This window comes from Pyramidobacter sp. YE332, from assembly GCF_033060595.1.
In the GTDB taxonomy this organism is placed as follows: domain Bacteria; phylum Synergistota; class Synergistia; order Synergistales; family Dethiosulfovibrionaceae; genus Pyramidobacter.
The window spans coordinates 2,111,495-2,126,966 of sequence record NZ_CP133038.1; the positions used below are offsets into that span (position 1 = coordinate 2,111,495).

A 15,472-nucleotide genomic window follows, 5' to 3' on the forward strand; every position below is an offset into this window, starting at 1 on the left:
ATCAGAACTTGGAGGGGAACACCGTCGGCTCGGCGATGTCCGTCGCCAGAGCGTTCAGAGCCGCCTCGACGCGGCTGGTGCGCAGCTGCCATTCGGCCTCGGCGCTCAGTTCGGGATCGCCCAGAGGATAGGGAACGGACACCGTCTGGACCATGCGGTTGGCGCCGACGGTCTTGGCCACGTCGATCAGATTGCACATCACGACCACGGGAATGCCGGTTTTCTCGATTTCTTTGCCCATCGTTGACCCGCAACGAGTGCACGTGCCTCAGGTGGCGGTGAGCACGACGGCGTCGACCTTGGCGGCGTGAAGCTCGGCGGCGATCTCCTTGCCGAATTTGGCGGCAAAAGCCTGGGTCGTGCCGGTGCCGACGGTCACATAGTAATAATCGTAAAGCTTGCCGATCTTGCCCTGCTTCTCGAAGTAGCGCATGGCGTCCACAGGCACGCCGCGGTCGGGAATGTGGCACATGGCGGCGGGGTCGAAGCCGGCGTGGATCGTCTTGAACACGCCCTCGGGCAGATTGTCGAGTTTGGAGATGTCGTACTTGCCCCACTTCTGCGCGGAAGCGCTCTGAATGTGGTCGGGGTTGTCCACGGGCACGACGCCGGAGGACGAGACGAGAGCGACGGTGGCGTGAGCCAGATCCTTGAGCGCGGGCGCGGGCGGGATCTTCTCCATCTTGGGGATGATCAGCTCGGTCTGGAACGGCTCGCCCTTGAGCTTCTTGAGCAGCATGTCGATGACGCGGTCGGCGGCGATGCGTCCGTCGGGCTGAGGGATCTCGGCGCGGATGCCGCGGGGGAAGTAGCCTTCCTGGGCGGCGGGCAGGAGCTCTTCGCCCTTGGCGATCTTCTTGGCGAATGCGGCCATGGCGGTCACGTCGTCCTTCATGAAGGTCGCCTTGCGGCCGCCCTTGAAGATGTAGCACACGGATTTGTACTCTTCGACGCCGGGATTTTCCTCGTTCATGGAGGTGATCACGGGCACGTGATAGCGCTCGGCCACCGCCTTGCACATGATGCCGCAGCCGACGCCGTAGCGTCCGGCCATGAAGGCGGGACCGGCGAAGAAAATATCGAATTTCTTCGTGTCGAGCCAGGCGAAGATCTCTTTCAGGGCTTCGTCGGTGTGATTGGTGATGTAATTGTCGCCGCAGACGATGGTGTTGGTGACTTCGATGTCGGGCTTCACCATCTGGTTCAGCATCATCGAACAGCCGACGAGATTGTCGTGGAAAATGGGCTTGGCGTCGGCCGCGTCTTCGCCGCCGACCTGGCCGAAAAACTGGTTGATGTAGTGAATGGCTTTCAGCATTTTATTTTTGCCTCCCCGATTTAAAAATCAGCGCAGGTTCTCTTGGAGTAACCGCTGATGTGGTTGGCGCAGAACATGCCGTTGTTTTCCATCACGAAGGAACCGTCGGAACGGATGCAGCCTTCCCAGCCGCCGGAGTTCCCGTCGCGGGCCAGAGCTTCGAGCTCGCCGATGACTTCCATCTTCGGGAACTCGTACATCTGGGACACGTTGCCGGTGGTGACCAACGCGTCGGTGGCGGGGTTCATCGAAACGAGGGGCTGCGAGGCGCCGTCGCGGCCGGTGCACTCGTCCGACAGGCCGATGGTCTTGATGCCGAGGCGCTCGAGCTCGACCAGCATGGCCGTGTAATCGACGTCGGGGTTGCCGTACCCTTCTTCGACGACGACCGCGGCGTCGACGCCGAGCGAGGCGCAGATCTGTCCGGCCATTTTGGCGCAACGGACTTTTTCGTCCATCTTCACGTTCAGCGTGGACATGACGACGCCGAGGAAATTGATGGTCTTGCCGTGCTGTTCGTAGAGCTTCTTGATCATCGGATTGACGGCGAACTCGTAAGTCGAGATCTTCGACGACGTGGGCATGAAGGACCCCGACACCATGCAGCCGTCGAGCAGTTCGTTGGGGTGCATGAAGGTGGGCAGGATATGGTTGCCGTCCCAGCCGTAGATCAGCGTGTTGTAGCCCATCGTCTCCATCTGGGTCTGCGGCTGAAGCAGGTAGACCACGCGGGGCAGTTTGTCCACTTCGGGGCCGCGCTCGTTCAGGGGGGCAGGTCGTAGACTTCGATGTTCTCGGGCTCGAGGTCTTTCACGCACTGGCCGACGTATTCGGCAAGGCGCATGCCGGCCCAGCGCAGGGCGTGATTTTTCTTCTGCTGCTCGCGCTTTTCAAACTCTTCGTCGGTGTCGGCCACCAGCACGAGATTGACCATGTCGCCGAAAATGGTGTGATGCTGATACGCGCCGCCCATGGCGATCAGGCCGTCCTGGAATCCTCCCCAATGTTCGCCGACGACGAGCAGCGAACAGTCCTGCAGGCAGTGGGTGCGGCCGGAACCGGCGATCTCCATCTCGGACAGCACGCCGGGGAAGATCCCGTGGCCGCCGGACACCTTGCAGCGCATCTCCACCGCTTCCTTGACGGGACAGAGCACCACCTCGTCGCCGGGATGCACGATCCTCAGATCGGCGGTGGTGATGTGCTCGTCTTCCTTGACGACCTTGAGCAGTTCTTCCTTGTTGACGGTGAGAATGCCCTTGCTGTAGCCCGTATGGTCGCCGAACTTGATGTCGGTCACATGAAAGGCTCCGATTTCAAGTCTCATAACTGAAATCACTCCTTCTTCAAGATTTGCGGGATCAAATCCCTCCGATGCCCCTTCGAGATGACCGAACGTTCTCAGCCCGGCCACTCCATTCCCTCTGTGTTGCTTTTCACGATTGAATTATAATGAAAAAGAATGAATGATTTCCATAATGAAAAATGTGAAAATGCCCGTAGTAAAAATTATGACGCGCCGCTCGCGACAATCCGACGGCGTCGCTTAACGCGGAACATGCACAAAGAGCCGCCCCGGTCGATGCGAGGCGGCTCTTTGCCGTTGTTTCCCGACGAGATTTTCACGATGGTTCGGTGCCTGCCGCGCAGGCGGCGCCGTTGCCGATTTTCCTCTTCCGTTGTGCCGCGGGTGCCGGCCCGCTTTTTCTTCGCGGCTGGAGACGGCGTTCAGCTGAGGTCGAGGTAGCCTTCGCGGATGGCGTAACGCGTCAGCTCGGCCATGCTGTTGCAGCCAAGCTTGTCGAGGATGTGGCGACGGTGGGTGTCCACCGTGTTTTTGCTGATGCTGAGCTGTTCGGCGATCTGTTTGGCGTTGCAGCCGTTGACGAGAAGCTTCAACACGTCCAGTTCACGGTCCGACAGCGGGCAGTTCGAGGACTGGGCCTCGCTTTCGGTCAAGCGCAGATAATCCCCGATGAGCGTCGAAAGGATCGCCGGCGTCAAGTAATACTGCCCGTTCGCGACGGTTTGGATGGCCAGGCACAGTTCCTGCGACGAACACTCTTTCAGCACGTAGCCGCGGGCGCCGGCTTTCAGGCTCTCGACGATCAGGTTCTTGTCGCCGTGCATGGACAGCACCAGCACCTTCGTGCCGGGCGAGCCGGCGGCAATCTTCTGCGTCGCCTGGATGCCGTTCAGCCGCGGCATCGTCATGTCCATCAGCACCACGTCGGGCTGCAGGCGCTCCACCGCCGCGACGGCCTCCGCGCCGTCGCGGGCCAGTCCGGCCAGTTCGATGCCGTCCGCTTTGCCGAGCAGTTCCCGCAGTCCTTCAAGAAACATTTCGTGATCGTCGGCCAGAAGCACGCGAATACTCATTTGAACTCCCCTTCCTTCAGTTTCAACGGGCAGGACATGGCGACGGTCGCGCCTTTCCCGGGGATGGAAACGATTTTCAGAGTCCCATCGATGGGTTCAAGACGTTCCCTGATGCTGAAAAGCCCAAAGCTTTTCGTCTCCTTGCGCGCCTCGTTATGATCGAGGTCGAAGTCCTCGGGGAATCCCCGGCCGTTGTCCTCCACCGCGACCATGATCTTCCCCGGGCCGCGGTTGACGATGATGGTGACGCGCGTCGCGCCGGAATGTTTGATCACGTTGATCAGCAGCTCGCGTGCCATGCGGTAGAGGATCACGCAGACGGCGTCGTCCGCCCAGAAGTCGGCCATGGTCCCCTTCGCGCGCAGCTCCCACTTGATGCCGTGCGGCGTGAGCAGATTGTCGGCCAACGATTCCAAGGCAGGATTGATGCCCACTTCCTTGAGAATGGGCGGGCTGAGCTCGAAGATCAGCGAACGGCTTTCGCAGATCATCTTCTCCGTGTTGGCTTCCAGCGCCGCCATCTCCGCCTCCAGCGCCGGACGCACTTTTTCGCGCAGCTCGCGGATCTTGTGAAGCTGCGATACCAGATCGTAGCCGATGCGGTCGTGCAGGTCGGTGGCGATGGCGCGGCGCGTGCTCTCCTCGGTGAGCGTCAGCTGCGTGGCCAAATTGCGCAATTCGTTTTTTTTGCGGTCCAGCGCCTCGTCGGCATCCTTCAATTTTGTCTTGTCGAGGAAGATCACGGCCGCCATGGCCGGCGGCAGCGGGAAGGCGATCGCCTCGAGGAAACTGCCGGCCTCTTTGCTGTTGCCCTCGCAGTGCACCGAATGTCCGAGACGCAGACAGTCGACGATGATCTGGGACCAGCGCGGCTCGGAAATCGGCCATACGTCGAGAAAGCTGCGGCCGATCACGTCCCGGCGGCGAACCTTCATGACGCGCTCGTAAGACGGGTTGACGTCGACGAAAAACACTCTGTCGGCCGTGATGCTGCGGCGCGATCCTTCCTCCACGCGGTACAGCGCGATCGGGTCGAACGTCCGCGCGAACAGCATCCGATACACGATCATGGCTTCTTCGGATGTCCCGGATGCTCTTCTTCCGTTATATTCATTACGATTCATTTCAACTCATCCGCCTTATCCACGAAATACAAAACCTTCGTTTTCTCCCGCCAACGCATAAAAGCAGAGGCACTGATTCATTCTATAATATTTCCCGATTTTCGGCGAACAGGAAAAAGATCGTCCTGACCGCTTCACTGCGGCTTCTTGACAGGGCACAAAGTTCATGATAATCTACAATCGATAAAAATAAGTTCACCTTCTCCGGCACCGGCCGGAGGCAAAAAGGCGTCCCGACCCTGCCGCAGGTACAGCGCGCGAAAGCGCGCCACAAGGCACGGTTTGGGACGCCTTTTCCAATATCCAGGTATCCAGGGAGGAATCGTTCATGAAGATCAGGCCTTTTGCAGTGGAAGAGTGGATGAACGCCTACGAAACCGGCGCCGCCTACAATATCGCCGAGACCTGCGTAAGCTCAATATCCGTCGACGAGCTGTTCGCACTGACCGGCGCGAACAAACGGGAATTTCTTGACGCGTTCTGCGCCCGTCGTCTCACCTACGGCGACATCCAGGGCGCGCCGGCCTTCAAAAGGGGCGTCTGCAAACTCTACCGGACCATTGCGCCGGAAGACCTCGTCACCACCCATGGAGCCGCCGGCGCCAATCACCATCTTTTTTATTCGCTGATCGAACCCGGCGACCGAGTGGTCACCGTCATGCCCACCTATCAGCAACTCTATTCCATTCCCGAAAGCTACGGCGCCGACGTGAAGATCATGCGCCTCAAGCCGGAGAATCGCTATCTGCCCGATCTGGAGGAACTGAAAGGACTCGTCGTCCCCGGCACGAAGATGATCTGTCTGAACAACCCCAACAATCCCTCCGGCGCGCTGATGAACACGGAGCTGCTCGAACAGATCGCGGCGATCGCCCGCAGCGTCGGCGCGTGGATCGTCTGCGACGAAGTCTATCGCCACCTGACGCAGACCGACGAGTGGCAAGAGTCGATAGCCGACCTATACGAAAAGGGCATTTCCGTCAGCAGCATGTCAAAGACTTTCTCCTTGGCGGGCCTTCGTCTCGGCTGGATCGCCACGCGCGACAGGAGCGCGCTCAAGGCCTGCCTCTCGCACCGCGACTACAATCTCATCAGCTGCGGCATGTTCGACGAAGCGCTGGCCGCCGTCGCCCTGGCGCACGGCGACGCATTGCTGGCCCGCAACCGCGCCATCGTGCGCGCCAATCTCGCCATCCTCGACGAATGGGTCGCCGGGCAGCCGCACGTGCGTTATGTCAAGCCCGTGGCCGGTACGACGGCGCTGCTCCATTACGATCTGGACATGCCGTCTTATGAGTTCTGCGAGAAAATGTACCGTCAAACCGGCGCCTTCGTCACGCCCGGCGACTGCTTCGCAGAGCCGTACAGCCTGCGCATCGGCTACGCCTGCGACGCGGCAACGCTGAAGGCCGGGCTCGCGGCGGTAAGCGAGTTTCTCGCTTCGTACGAGGAATCACATTCGACGCCGAGATCGTAAATCTACGCTTCGAATACGGCATCCACACAAGAAACGGCTTCGCTGCGACGCCGCCGTGCGAAACCGGCCGTCGGACCGCCGCAGCGCAAGGATTTCCGCGCCCCGCGCGCACAGGAAAGCGCCGCCGCTCCGTTCGAGAGGAGCGGCGGCGCTTCGCAAAGGGACAAAATCTTTACGACGTCGCCCTGAAGAATGCGTTTCGCTGCGGAGCGCGGCATCGCCAACCATGCGTTTCTATCGACACGTCGTCATCATCGCCGTTCAAGCCTTTTGAAGCGTCCCCGGTAGAAGATCAGCAGCGCCAGCGTCACGCAGCAGGCGCACACGTCCGCCACGGGATAGCTCAAGAACACGCCGGCGACGCCGAAAAACCGCGGCAGGATCAGCAGCGAGGGGATGAAAAAAATCACCTGCCGGCTCAGCGACAAAAACAGCGCCGGCCCCGCGAATCCCAGCGCCTGAAACGTCACCGTGCCGACGATCTGAAAGCCGATGATCGCGAACGTCGATTGGAGGATGCGCACGCCCCAGACGGTGAGGCGGATCACCTCGGCGTCGTCGGTGAACGCGCGCACGAAAACGTGCGGAAAGCCGAGCAGGATGATCTCGCCCGTCACGGTGATGACCGTGGCCGAAAGCAGCGCGATCTCGATAGCCCTGCGGGCGCGGCCGTAAAGTCCCGCGCCGTAACAGTAGCCCACGATCGGCTGCATGCCCTGGCCGATGCCGAAGATCGGCATCACGGCGATCGACGAGACCTTCATCATGATCGCGTAGGCGGCGATATGCAGCGCCGAACCGTAATGCGAGATCTGATTCATCAGGATCGTGTTGGCCACCGTCAGCGCCCCCTGGCGCGCGAACTCGGAAACGCCGACGCCGAGGATCTCGGCGTCGATGGCCCAGCGCAGCGGCATGCGGCTGACGCGCAGGGCGATCAGGCTGCGGCGCCCCGTCAGATAGTAGCGAAGATTCCACAGCAGCGTCACCAGCTGGCCGATCACCGTCGCCCAGGCCGCCCCCGCCATGCCCATCTTGAAGCCGAAGATGAACAGCGGATCGAGAAAAACGTTCAGCACCGCCGGCAGCACCATCGAGTACATGGCGTAGCGCGTGTTGCCCTCGGAGCGGATCGTGTTGTTGAAGAGCATCCCCACGATCACCAGCGGATTGCCGAGAAAGACGATGCCGAGATATTGCCGCGCGTAGTCTGCCACCCGCTCGTCGGCGCCCATCATGGCGATCAGCGAATCGAGGAAGAACAGCCCGGCAGCTAGCGTCGCGAAACCCAGCGCCGTCGACATCACGAAGCCGTTGCCCAGCGCCCGTTCCGCGTCGTCGTCAAGCCCCGCGCCCAGTTTGCGCGACGACAGCGAAGCCGTGCCCATGGCCACCCACATGGACAACGCTCCCACGAACAGCTGCAGCGGGAACGCCACCGACGTGGCGGCGATGCCCAGCGGACCGACGCCCCAGCCGATGAAGATCGCGTCGACCACGTTGTACGACGCCATGACGAACATACCGATCATGGCCGGCAGAGACATTTTGGCGAGCAGATGCAGCAGCGGCGCCTGCGCCAGCATTTCACGACGATTTTCCATAAGTTTCCTGCACCTTCCACAAATGTATTGCTTCATGATAACACGATTGTTTTATAAACACTACACGATGCAAATGGAAATGTCGTTGTTCAGTGATAAAGTCCCCCATAACTGTTCCAAGAAAATGTCACTCTGAGATAATACCGTTCATGAAACAGGAGCGAATGACATTGTCACAAAAGGAACTGGATCGTATCAGGATTATCGGAGCGCTTGTCGAGGGACGCATGACGAACAGGGAGGCGGCGGAGAAGCTGGGGCTCTGTCAACGGCAAATCATCAGGATCAAAAAGAGGTTCGTCGTTCAAGGGGCGGCGGGGCTTGTTCACGGCAACCGCGGCAGAACGTCTCGGCGCAGGATCGGAGATGAGGTTCGGGAGTCGGTGCTGAAGGCGTATGAGGAGGTCTATTACGATTTCAACTTCTCTCACTTTGCGGAATGCCTGAACGAACGAGAGGGGATCGGGATCAGTCGTTCGAGTGTCGTCCGCATTCTGAAGGACGAGGGGATCAGGAGCAAGAAGAGTGCGCGGCGGCGGCCGAAGCTTCACCGTTCCCGACCGCGGAAGGTGGCCGCGGGGATGTTGTGGCAGACTGACGCCACGTCGTTTGAATGGTTTGGCAGGGGGAACGGGCGTGCGACGCTGCACGCTTATATTGACGATGCGACGGGGATCGTGACTGGCGCCTGTTTCACTGAGAACGAATGTATGGCGGGCTATGTCGCCGCGCTGGGGATGGGGATCGAGGGGTATGGGCTGCCGATGGCGATTTACAGCGACCGGCATACGATTTTCCGCTCTCCAAAGGCACGGGCGCAGGATGATGAGGATCGGATCGAAGGGAATGAAGAAAATGAAGGGAATGAGGCGGGGAAGGGGGAGCCGTTAAGTTGTTTCGGACGGGGGCTGAAGGATCTTGGGATCGGGCAGATCTTTGCCTTGACGCCGGAGGCGAAGGGGCGTGTCGAACGTCTTTGGAACACGATGCAGGACAGGCTGCCGGGGAGCTGAGGCTGCTTGGCGTCTCGGATATCACGGCGGCCAACGAGGTTTTGCCCAAGCTCATCGCCAGGCACAATCGGAAGTTTGCCGTCACTCCGGCTGAGGGAGAGGACGTTTATGTGAAGCCGGAAGGAAAAGTCGATTTGGATTTTCTCTTTGCGCGTCGCGAATCTCGCAGGACGGATCACGGCGGCATGATTTCCTACGGAGGTCGTCGGTACGTTCCGGCGGCGGACGATTGCCTCGGGATGGCCAAAACGACGGTTGAGGTGCGTGAAACGTCGACCGGGCGGATCTGGGGTGTTTCCAAGGGCAGACGGATCGAGATGAAGGAGGTTGAAAGTCAAAAACGAGTCGACTCCGATGAGGCATCGGCAAAGAAACGGAAAAGCGGGCTTGTGAAAGCGCACAAGCCCGCTCCGGACCACCCATGGCGGCGTGGCGTCGTCAAAAGGCAGGGATATCATAGCACATGTCGGGATAAATGTACGTTCGCGTAGACGTTGTTATGGCGGCACGATGGGGAGTTCTTTCAGATGTCTTGCTGTGATGGGAGTGTGAGGGGATGACTTTTTCAATGAGCAGTTATGGTGACTTTTTTACTGGCTATTGACACACGATGCAAATGGAAACGCTCCGTTCCTTTTCCGCGCGGAAACGTCCCTTTTCTAAGCCTGTGCTATAATGAGTCCGGCACAAGAATGCCGGCACAAAATCGCGAAGCGTACCATCATTGCCGTTGTGAAAACGACAGAATAGAGGAGGCTAAATCCCAATGAAAAAATTTTTCATAGGCATTGCGGTCCTGCTTGCGGCGGCCGTCGTCGCCGTCTGCACGCTGGACGTCGGCACAGGCTGGATCGCTCAAAAAGGCGCCGAATACGTGGCCAACACCTATAATCTGGGCGTGTCCATCGGCGGCGCCAAAGGTAATCCCGTCAAAGGCTACACCTTCAACGACATCGAACTGACGCGCGACGGTACATCGCTGATCAAAGCCGGCAAAATTTTCGTCGACCCGGCGCTGCTCAAGCTGATCACCGGTAACGTGGCGCTCGACTGGGTGGAACTGGGCGACATCAAGAGCACCATTCCCCACCTGCTCCAGCTGGCCGAAATCTTCACCGGCCAGAAAGTCACGCTGCCCAGCGCCGTTCCGCTCAACGACCTCCAGCTCAATTCAGTCGGCGGTACGCTGGACGGCAGCGAGGCCGAGGCGGCCTTCGACATCACCCTCAACGGTCTGCCCCTGAAGGGCAGTTTCAAAGTCAGCATGGCCCCCGGCCTGACGATCAGCAAGGGAGACATCAAAACCGCCGGCGGCACGATCAGCGTCAGCGGCGGCGTAGCGCCGGCGCTGAATCTCAAGGCCGCTGCCGACAAGGTGCAGATCGGCGATCTGGCGGCCCTCGTTCCCCAGCTGGAAAGTTTCCTCGTCAAAGGTTTGGTCACCGCTGACATGACCGTCACAGGCGAGCCGGACAATCCCGCCGTAGCGGGGACTGTCAGCTTCGAGGACGGTTCCGCCATGGGCTTCCCCGTTTCGGCCAACACCACGGTCGCGATGAAAGACCTGAAAGTCAATCTCAAGCCTCTGACCGTCAATGCCATCGGCATTCCCACCAAAGGCGACGTGTTCGCCGACCTCGGCGGCAAAACGCCTTCCATCAAAGTGAACATGAACACCGACGGCCCCGTCACCGCCGAAACTCTGCGCAAGAATCTGCCCTCGCTGCCCGCTGAACTGAGCGGACAGGTCAACGCCGTCAACGTCGCGGTCGAAGGACCGGTGAACGCCCTCAAGGGCAGCGCCCAAATCAAAGCCGACAAACTTACGCTCGGCGGCGCCAGCGTCACCGACACACTTTTCAAGGCCGCGTTCAACAGCAAAGGGCTGATCACCGTCTCCGGCGGCTCCAACCTCGCCGGCAATCCCGCCACGCTCAAAGGAACGGTCAACGCCGGCGGCAAGGAAGTGGCGGCCGACGTGGCTTTCAGCGTCAAGGACTTCGACCTCGCCATGCTGCCCAAGATCGTGCCTTCGGCGCCGGCGAACATCAAGGGCAAAGTGAACGCCGCCTTCACCGTCAAGGGCAAGGGCAGCGCCATCACCGCCGGCGGCAAGATCGACTCGCCGCGCGTCTCGCTCAACAACATGAACATCGACAAGGTCAACGTGCCCGTCGCCTTCCAGGGCAGCACGGTGACGTTCAAAAACGCCTCGCTGGTCTTTATGGAACTGCCCGTCACCAAGGTCAACGGCTCCATCACCATGGGCAGCGACAATCTGGCCTTCAAGGAAATGTCCGCGGTCGTCGCCAACGGAACGATCAAGATGGACTCGGTGCTGAAATTCGGCAAAAATCTGAACGGCACCTACGATCTGAAACTGAACGGCATCGACCTCGGCAACGTGATGAACACGTTCGGCGCCGCCTCGCTGGGCGCTTCCGGCAAACTCAGCGGCGGCCTCAAGGGCGAGCTTTCCGACACGGACATCACCGGCGACGGTTCGCTTTCCATCCCCGTCTTCTCGCTTACGGGGCTCAAGTTCGAACAGATCAGATCCTCCCTCAAGCTCTCCAAAATGGTGGCCTCGCTGCCCGATTTCTCCTCCAAATTCGCCGGCGGAACGATCGACGGCAATGCGAGCATGGACATCAACAAGATGACTTACGAGCTCGGCGCCAGCCTGAAGGGCAGCCAGCTCAAGACCATCATCGACCAGATGGCGCCCGCGCTCGGCGGCGGACTGACCGGCACGCTGACCGGCGAATACAAGGCCGCCGGCAAGCTCAGCCCCTTCACGCTCGACGGCGAAGGTTCCGTCTCCTCGGCGGGCGGCAGGATGTACGGCTTCAAGCAGTATCAGTCCATCGTCAACGCCGTCGCCGCGCTGCACGGCAACAAGGGCATCGCCTACGCCAACGCCAGGATCCCCTTTTCCAACGACATCGAAAAGCTGACGCTCAAGGACGGCACCGTCATCAACGCCGAAAAGGGCGACGGCATTTATCAGTACATCAAAGCCAACGGTACCTTCGCCTACGCCGGCAATCTGGACATCAACGTCGACGGCTCCATCAACGCCATGCTCGTGAACACGGCAGCTTCGACCCTGAGCGGCGCGATGGCGGCCGGCGGCGCGGCGGCCCTGTTGACCGGCGGAGCCGGCGGCATCGCCGGACTGATCGGCGGCGGTATCGCCGGCGCCAGCAAGAGCTGGGGCGTCAACGACTTCCGCAACCTGACCTTCCACGTCGGCGGCACCATTGACGACCCCAAGATCGGCAGTTTCAAAGTCAACGGCAAGACCTGGGACGCCAAGGAAGCCCAGCAGGAAAACGCCAAAGTCACCAACGTCAAGGACCAGGCCAAGAACGCCGTTGAAAAGGCCAAAGAAGACGCCGTGAACAAGCTCACCGAGAAACTCACCGGCAAGAGCGGCGCCGAAAGCGGATCCGGCAAAAACAGCGTCAGAGACCAGCTCAACGATGCGCTCAACAAAGAGCTCGAAAAAGGGTTGAACAGCCTTTTCGGTAAATAAGAGGCGGACGCCCGCGGAATAAAAAGCGGCAGTCATAGAACATGGGCGGCGGATTCACATGAATCCGCCGCCCATGTTCTATGACTGCCGTGACGAGCTTCTTTTCTTTTCGAAAAATTGTCGGCAAATAAAGCTGAGAAAAAGTATTTTATCTGTGTGACAGTTCTGCAACAAACATTTTAATGTAAAAGCAACCCTCATTATCACACCGATTACTATGTTTTATTGTTGAATTTTGTATCCATAAAAATTATGATTCAGATGGTTCTTAAAAACTTATCTTTAACAGGAGGAAAATACCGTGAAGAAAAGTATTTTGTGGTGTGCGCTGGCCGCTCTGGCACTGGGAGCCTCGGCAGCCTGCGCGGCGGGCCCGCGGGACGTGACGATCGGCCTGACGGGCGACGCTTATTCGTTTTATCCCTATTCGCTGAACGAAGACCTCAACAACGCCATCATGGAGCACGTCTTCGAGCCGCTCGTGACCCTTGACCGGGAGATCAAACCGCAGCCGCTTCTGGCCGAGAGCTGGGAAACCAACGAAGACGCTTCGATCTGGACGTTCCATCTGCGCAAGGGCGTCACGTTCCACAACGGCAGCGCCTTCAACGCCGACGACGTCCTGTTCTCGTTCGAGCGCGCCAACACGGCCGGCAAGTCGGCCTTCATTTACGCGTTCGCCACCATCGACAAGAGCGAGAAGATCGACGATTACACCGTCAAAATCACCTGCAAGGCGCCCAACGTGCTGCTGCTGGCCCACGTCAAGGACGTGGTGATCCTCGACAAGGAGACCTACGAGGCCCACGACGACGATTACAACGCCAACCACCCCGTCGGCACCGGCAAGTACGCGCTGGCCGAGCACGTGCGCGGCGACCGCATCGTCTTCAAGCGCAACGAAACTTATTGGGGCGACAAACCCGAGGCCGAGAACGTCGTCTACAAGCCGATCACCAACCCCGGCACCCGCACCGCCAACATGATGTCCGGCGCCGTCGACATGATCGTCGACGTGCCGGTGCGCGACGTGGCCATGATCGAGCGCAACAAAAACATCAGCATCGTCAAGATGCCCAGCCTGCGCGTCATCTACCTCAATCCGTCCTGCGTGGAAAACCCCAGCAAGGATTCCAAGTTCCCGCTGGTTTCGCCCACGGGCAGAAACCCGATGGCCGACAAGCGCGTCCGCGCCGCCATGTACCACGCCATCAACGAGGACGAGATCGTCGCCAAGGTCATGAACGGCTTTGCCCTCCCCGCCGCGACCTACTGCCCCGAGGGCTACAACGGCTACAATCCCGAGATCAAGCGCCTTGCCTACGATCCTCAGCTGGCTGAAAAGCTGCTCGACGAGGCGGGCTATCCCCGCCAGGCCGACGGCACGCGCTTCCAGGTGACGCTCGACGCATCCAACGACCGCTACATCAACGACGGCGCCATCGCCACGGCCTGCGCCTCATACCTCGAAAAGGTCGGCATCAAGGTCGTCCCCAATCTGATGTCGCGCAACATTTTCTTCTCCTACATCGGCGCGGTCAATCGGTCGGGAGACAACACGCATCTGTGCCAGACCGGCTGGGCCGACTCCGGCGGCGAGGGAGCGCTGATCGCCCTCGACATGATCTACTCGATGAAGCCCGGCGAGTACGTCAAGCAGGGCTGGGGCGGCGTCAACCGCGGTTATTACAGTAACGCCGAGGTGGACAAACTGATCGAGGAAGCGATGGCGACCGTCGACGCCGCCAAACGCGATCAGATCATGCGGCAGGCGTGGAAGCTGGCCGCCGACGACGTGGCCTACATCCCGCTGCACTTCCAGATGGACGTGTACGCCGTCGGGCCGCGCATCGATTACGCGCCGCGCTACAACAAATACGTGTACGCGTGGGACGTCACGTTCAAAAAATAATTTCCCGGTTCCCGAAAGACACCCATAATGCAGACGGTTCTTTTCACGCGAAAAGAACCGTCTGTCTTTGATGAAAGTCTTTTTCCGTCCTTTTCGCTCCGGAATAGACTGCTTTTCCGCGGAGGTGACCTTTAAGGTGCTTCAGTTTCTCGTCAAAAGGCTGACCCAGCTCGTGCTGGTCGTGCTCGTGGTCTCGCTGATCGTGTTCGTGCTCACGAGCGTGCTGGGCAACCCCGTTTACCTTATGGTGCGCGAAAACGCGACGCCCGAGGAGATCGCGGCCGTCTCGGCCTATCTTGGCCTGGACAAACCGCTGTACGTGCAATACTGGATCTTCGTCAAAAACGTTTTGAACGGCAATTTCGGCCAGTCCTACATGTACCACCTGCCGGCGCTGGCGCTGATCACCGAACGGCTTCCCGCCACGCTGGACATCGTCGCCGTGGCCATGGTGCTCTCGATCTTTCTCGGCATCCCGCTGGGCGTATGGTCCGGCGCGTATCCGAAGAGCCGTTTCAGCAAAAGCGTCATGGCCATGTCCATCGCCGGGATCTCCATGCCGTCGTTCTGGATCGGCATGGTGATGATCTATTTCTTCGGCCTGTATCTCGGCGTCCTGCCCGTGTCCGGACGCGGCGAAACGGGCGTGATCTTCGGAATCACGACCAGCCTCGCCACCGCCGACGGCTGGGCACATATCATCCTGCCGTCGATCACGCTGGCGCTGGGCAACGTGGCGACCATCATCCGCCTCACCCGCGCGGGGATGCAGGAAAACATGCGGCAGGATTACGTCAAGTTCGCGCGCGCCAAGGGCGTGCCCAACCGCAAAGTGCTGTTCGGACACGCGCTGAAAAACACGCTGATCCCGGTGGTCACGGTCTTCGGACTGCAGCTGGGCAACCTGATCGCGTTCACGACGATCACCGAGACGATCTACGCCTGGCCGGGCATCGGCAAGCTGCTCATCGACGCGGTGACCAGCGCCGACCGGCCGATCATCGCCGCCTACATTCTGTTCGTCGCGGTGATGTTCGTGTTCATCAATTTCATCGTGGATCTGCTCTACGTCTTCATCGATCCGCGCATCGACTTGCAGTAGGAGGA

12 protein-coding genes are annotated in these 15,472 nt (G+C 59.8%); 6 read left to right on the forward strand and 6 right to left on the reverse strand.

The features are described 5' to 3' along the window. Position 1: 1 nt before the first annotated feature. The 5 genes from RAH42_RS09985 to RAH42_RS10005 form a co-directional block, all read right to left on the reverse strand. Positions 2–1,318: a glycine/betaine/sarcosine/D-proline family reductase selenoprotein B gene (locus RAH42_RS09985; RefSeq protein ID WP_317539400.1), complete on the reverse strand. Its 1,317-nt coding sequence runs from the start codon at positions 1,316–1,318 to the stop codon at positions 2–4. Between the two features lie 20 nt (positions 1,319–1,338). Further along, the gene (locus RAH42_RS09990; RefSeq protein ID WP_317539401.1) at positions 1,339–2,064 is read right to left on the reverse strand and encodes a glycine/sarcosine/betaine reductase component B subunit; all 726 of its coding nucleotides are present in this window, start codon (positions 2,062–2,064) and stop codon (positions 1,339–1,341) included. 17 nt (positions 2,065–2,081) lie between these two features. Beyond that, positions 2,082–2,645, reverse strand: coding sequence for a glycine/sarcosine/betaine reductase component B subunit (locus RAH42_RS09995; RefSeq protein ID WP_317539402.1), 564 nt, complete (start codon positions 2,643–2,645; stop codon positions 2,082–2,084). 401 nt (positions 2,646–3,046) lie between these two features. Next, the gene (locus tag RAH42_RS10000) at positions 3,047–3,697 is read right to left on the reverse strand and encodes a response regulator transcription factor (protein ID WP_317539403.1); all 651 of its coding nucleotides are present in this window, start codon (positions 3,695–3,697) and stop codon (positions 3,047–3,049) included. Next, positions 3,694–4,767: an ATP-binding protein gene (locus RAH42_RS10005; protein WP_317539404.1), complete on the reverse strand. Its 1,074-nt coding sequence runs from the start codon at positions 4,765–4,767 to the stop codon at positions 3,694–3,696. The genes RAH42_RS10000 and RAH42_RS10005 overlap by 4 nt, the downstream gene beginning before the upstream one ends. A 382-nt stretch (positions 4,768–5,149) precedes the next feature. Between RAH42_RS10005 and RAH42_RS10010 the strand changes: the two genes are divergently transcribed. After that, on the forward strand, positions 5,150–6,298 hold the full coding sequence (locus RAH42_RS10010; RefSeq protein ID WP_288297597.1) for an aminotransferase: 1,149 nt from the start codon (positions 5,150–5,152) through the stop codon (positions 6,296–6,298). Positions 6,299–6,549: 251 nt separating this feature from the next. On the opposite strand, the gene RAH42_RS10015 is transcribed toward RAH42_RS10010, so the two are convergent. Further along, complete coding sequence (locus RAH42_RS10015; RefSeq protein WP_158606275.1) at positions 6,550–7,902, reverse strand: MATE family efflux transporter; 1,353 nt, start codon at positions 7,900–7,902, stop codon at positions 6,550–6,552. Positions 7,903–8,051: 149 nt separating this feature from the next. Here RAH42_RS10015 and RAH42_RS10020 point away from each other — a divergent pair, with 149 nt between their 5' ends. From RAH42_RS10020 to RAH42_RS10040, 5 genes are all read left to right on the forward strand, one after another. Then, complete coding sequence (locus RAH42_RS10020) at positions 8,052–8,915, forward strand: ISNCY family transposase (RefSeq protein WP_317539405.1); 864 nt, start codon at positions 8,052–8,054, stop codon at positions 8,913–8,915. After that, a complete protein-coding gene (locus RAH42_RS10025) occupies positions 8,879–9,406 on the forward strand; it encodes a hypothetical protein (RefSeq protein ID WP_317539355.1) in 528 nt (175 codons plus the stop codon). The genes RAH42_RS10020 and RAH42_RS10025 overlap by 37 nt, the downstream gene beginning before the upstream one ends. A gap of 275 nt (positions 9,407–9,681) precedes the next feature. Continuing rightward, positions 9,682–12,453, forward strand: coding sequence for a hypothetical protein (locus RAH42_RS10030; protein WP_317539406.1), 2,772 nt, complete (start codon positions 9,682–9,684; stop codon positions 12,451–12,453). 301 nt (positions 12,454–12,754) lie between these two features. Next, on the forward strand, positions 12,755–14,365 hold the full coding sequence (locus tag RAH42_RS10035) for an ABC transporter substrate-binding protein (RefSeq protein ID WP_120372268.1): 1,611 nt from the start codon (positions 12,755–12,757) through the stop codon (positions 14,363–14,365). 136 nt (positions 14,366–14,501) lie between these two features. Then, positions 14,502–15,467: an ABC transporter permease gene (locus RAH42_RS10040; protein ID WP_078016022.1), complete on the forward strand. Its 966-nt coding sequence runs from the start codon at positions 14,502–14,504 to the stop codon at positions 15,465–15,467. The last annotated feature ends 5 nt before the right edge of the window (positions 15,468–15,472 follow it).

What these genes read in the sequence shown, in the direction of transcription:
- RAH42_RS09995 (WP_317539402.1), bottom strand. Translation starts at nt 2,645, where the DNA reads ATGAGACTTGAAATCGGAGCCTTTCATGTGACCGACATCAAGTTCGGC.
- RAH42_RS10000 (WP_317539403.1), bottom strand. Translation starts at nt 3,697, where the DNA reads ATGAGTATTCGCGTGCTTCTGGCCGACGATCACGAAATGTTTCTTGAA.
- RAH42_RS10020 (WP_317539405.1), top strand. Translation starts at nt 8,052, where the DNA reads ATGAAACAGGAGCGAATGACATTGTCACAAAAGGAACTGGATCGTATC.
- RAH42_RS10030 (WP_317539406.1), top strand. Translation starts at nt 9,682, where the DNA reads ATGAAAAAATTTTTCATAGGCATTGCGGTCCTGCTTGCGGCGGCCGTC.
- RAH42_RS10010 (WP_288297597.1), top strand. Translation starts at nt 5,150, where the DNA reads ATGAAGATCAGGCCTTTTGCAGTGGAAGAGTGGATGAACGCCTACGAA.
- RAH42_RS10005 (WP_317539404.1), bottom strand. Translation starts at nt 4,767, where the DNA reads ATGATCGTGTATCGGATGCTGTTCGCGCGGACGTTCGACCCGATCGCG.
- RAH42_RS10015 (WP_158606275.1), bottom strand. Translation starts at nt 7,902, where the DNA reads ATGGAAAATCGTCGTGAAATGCTGGCGCAGGCGCCGCTGCTGCATCTG.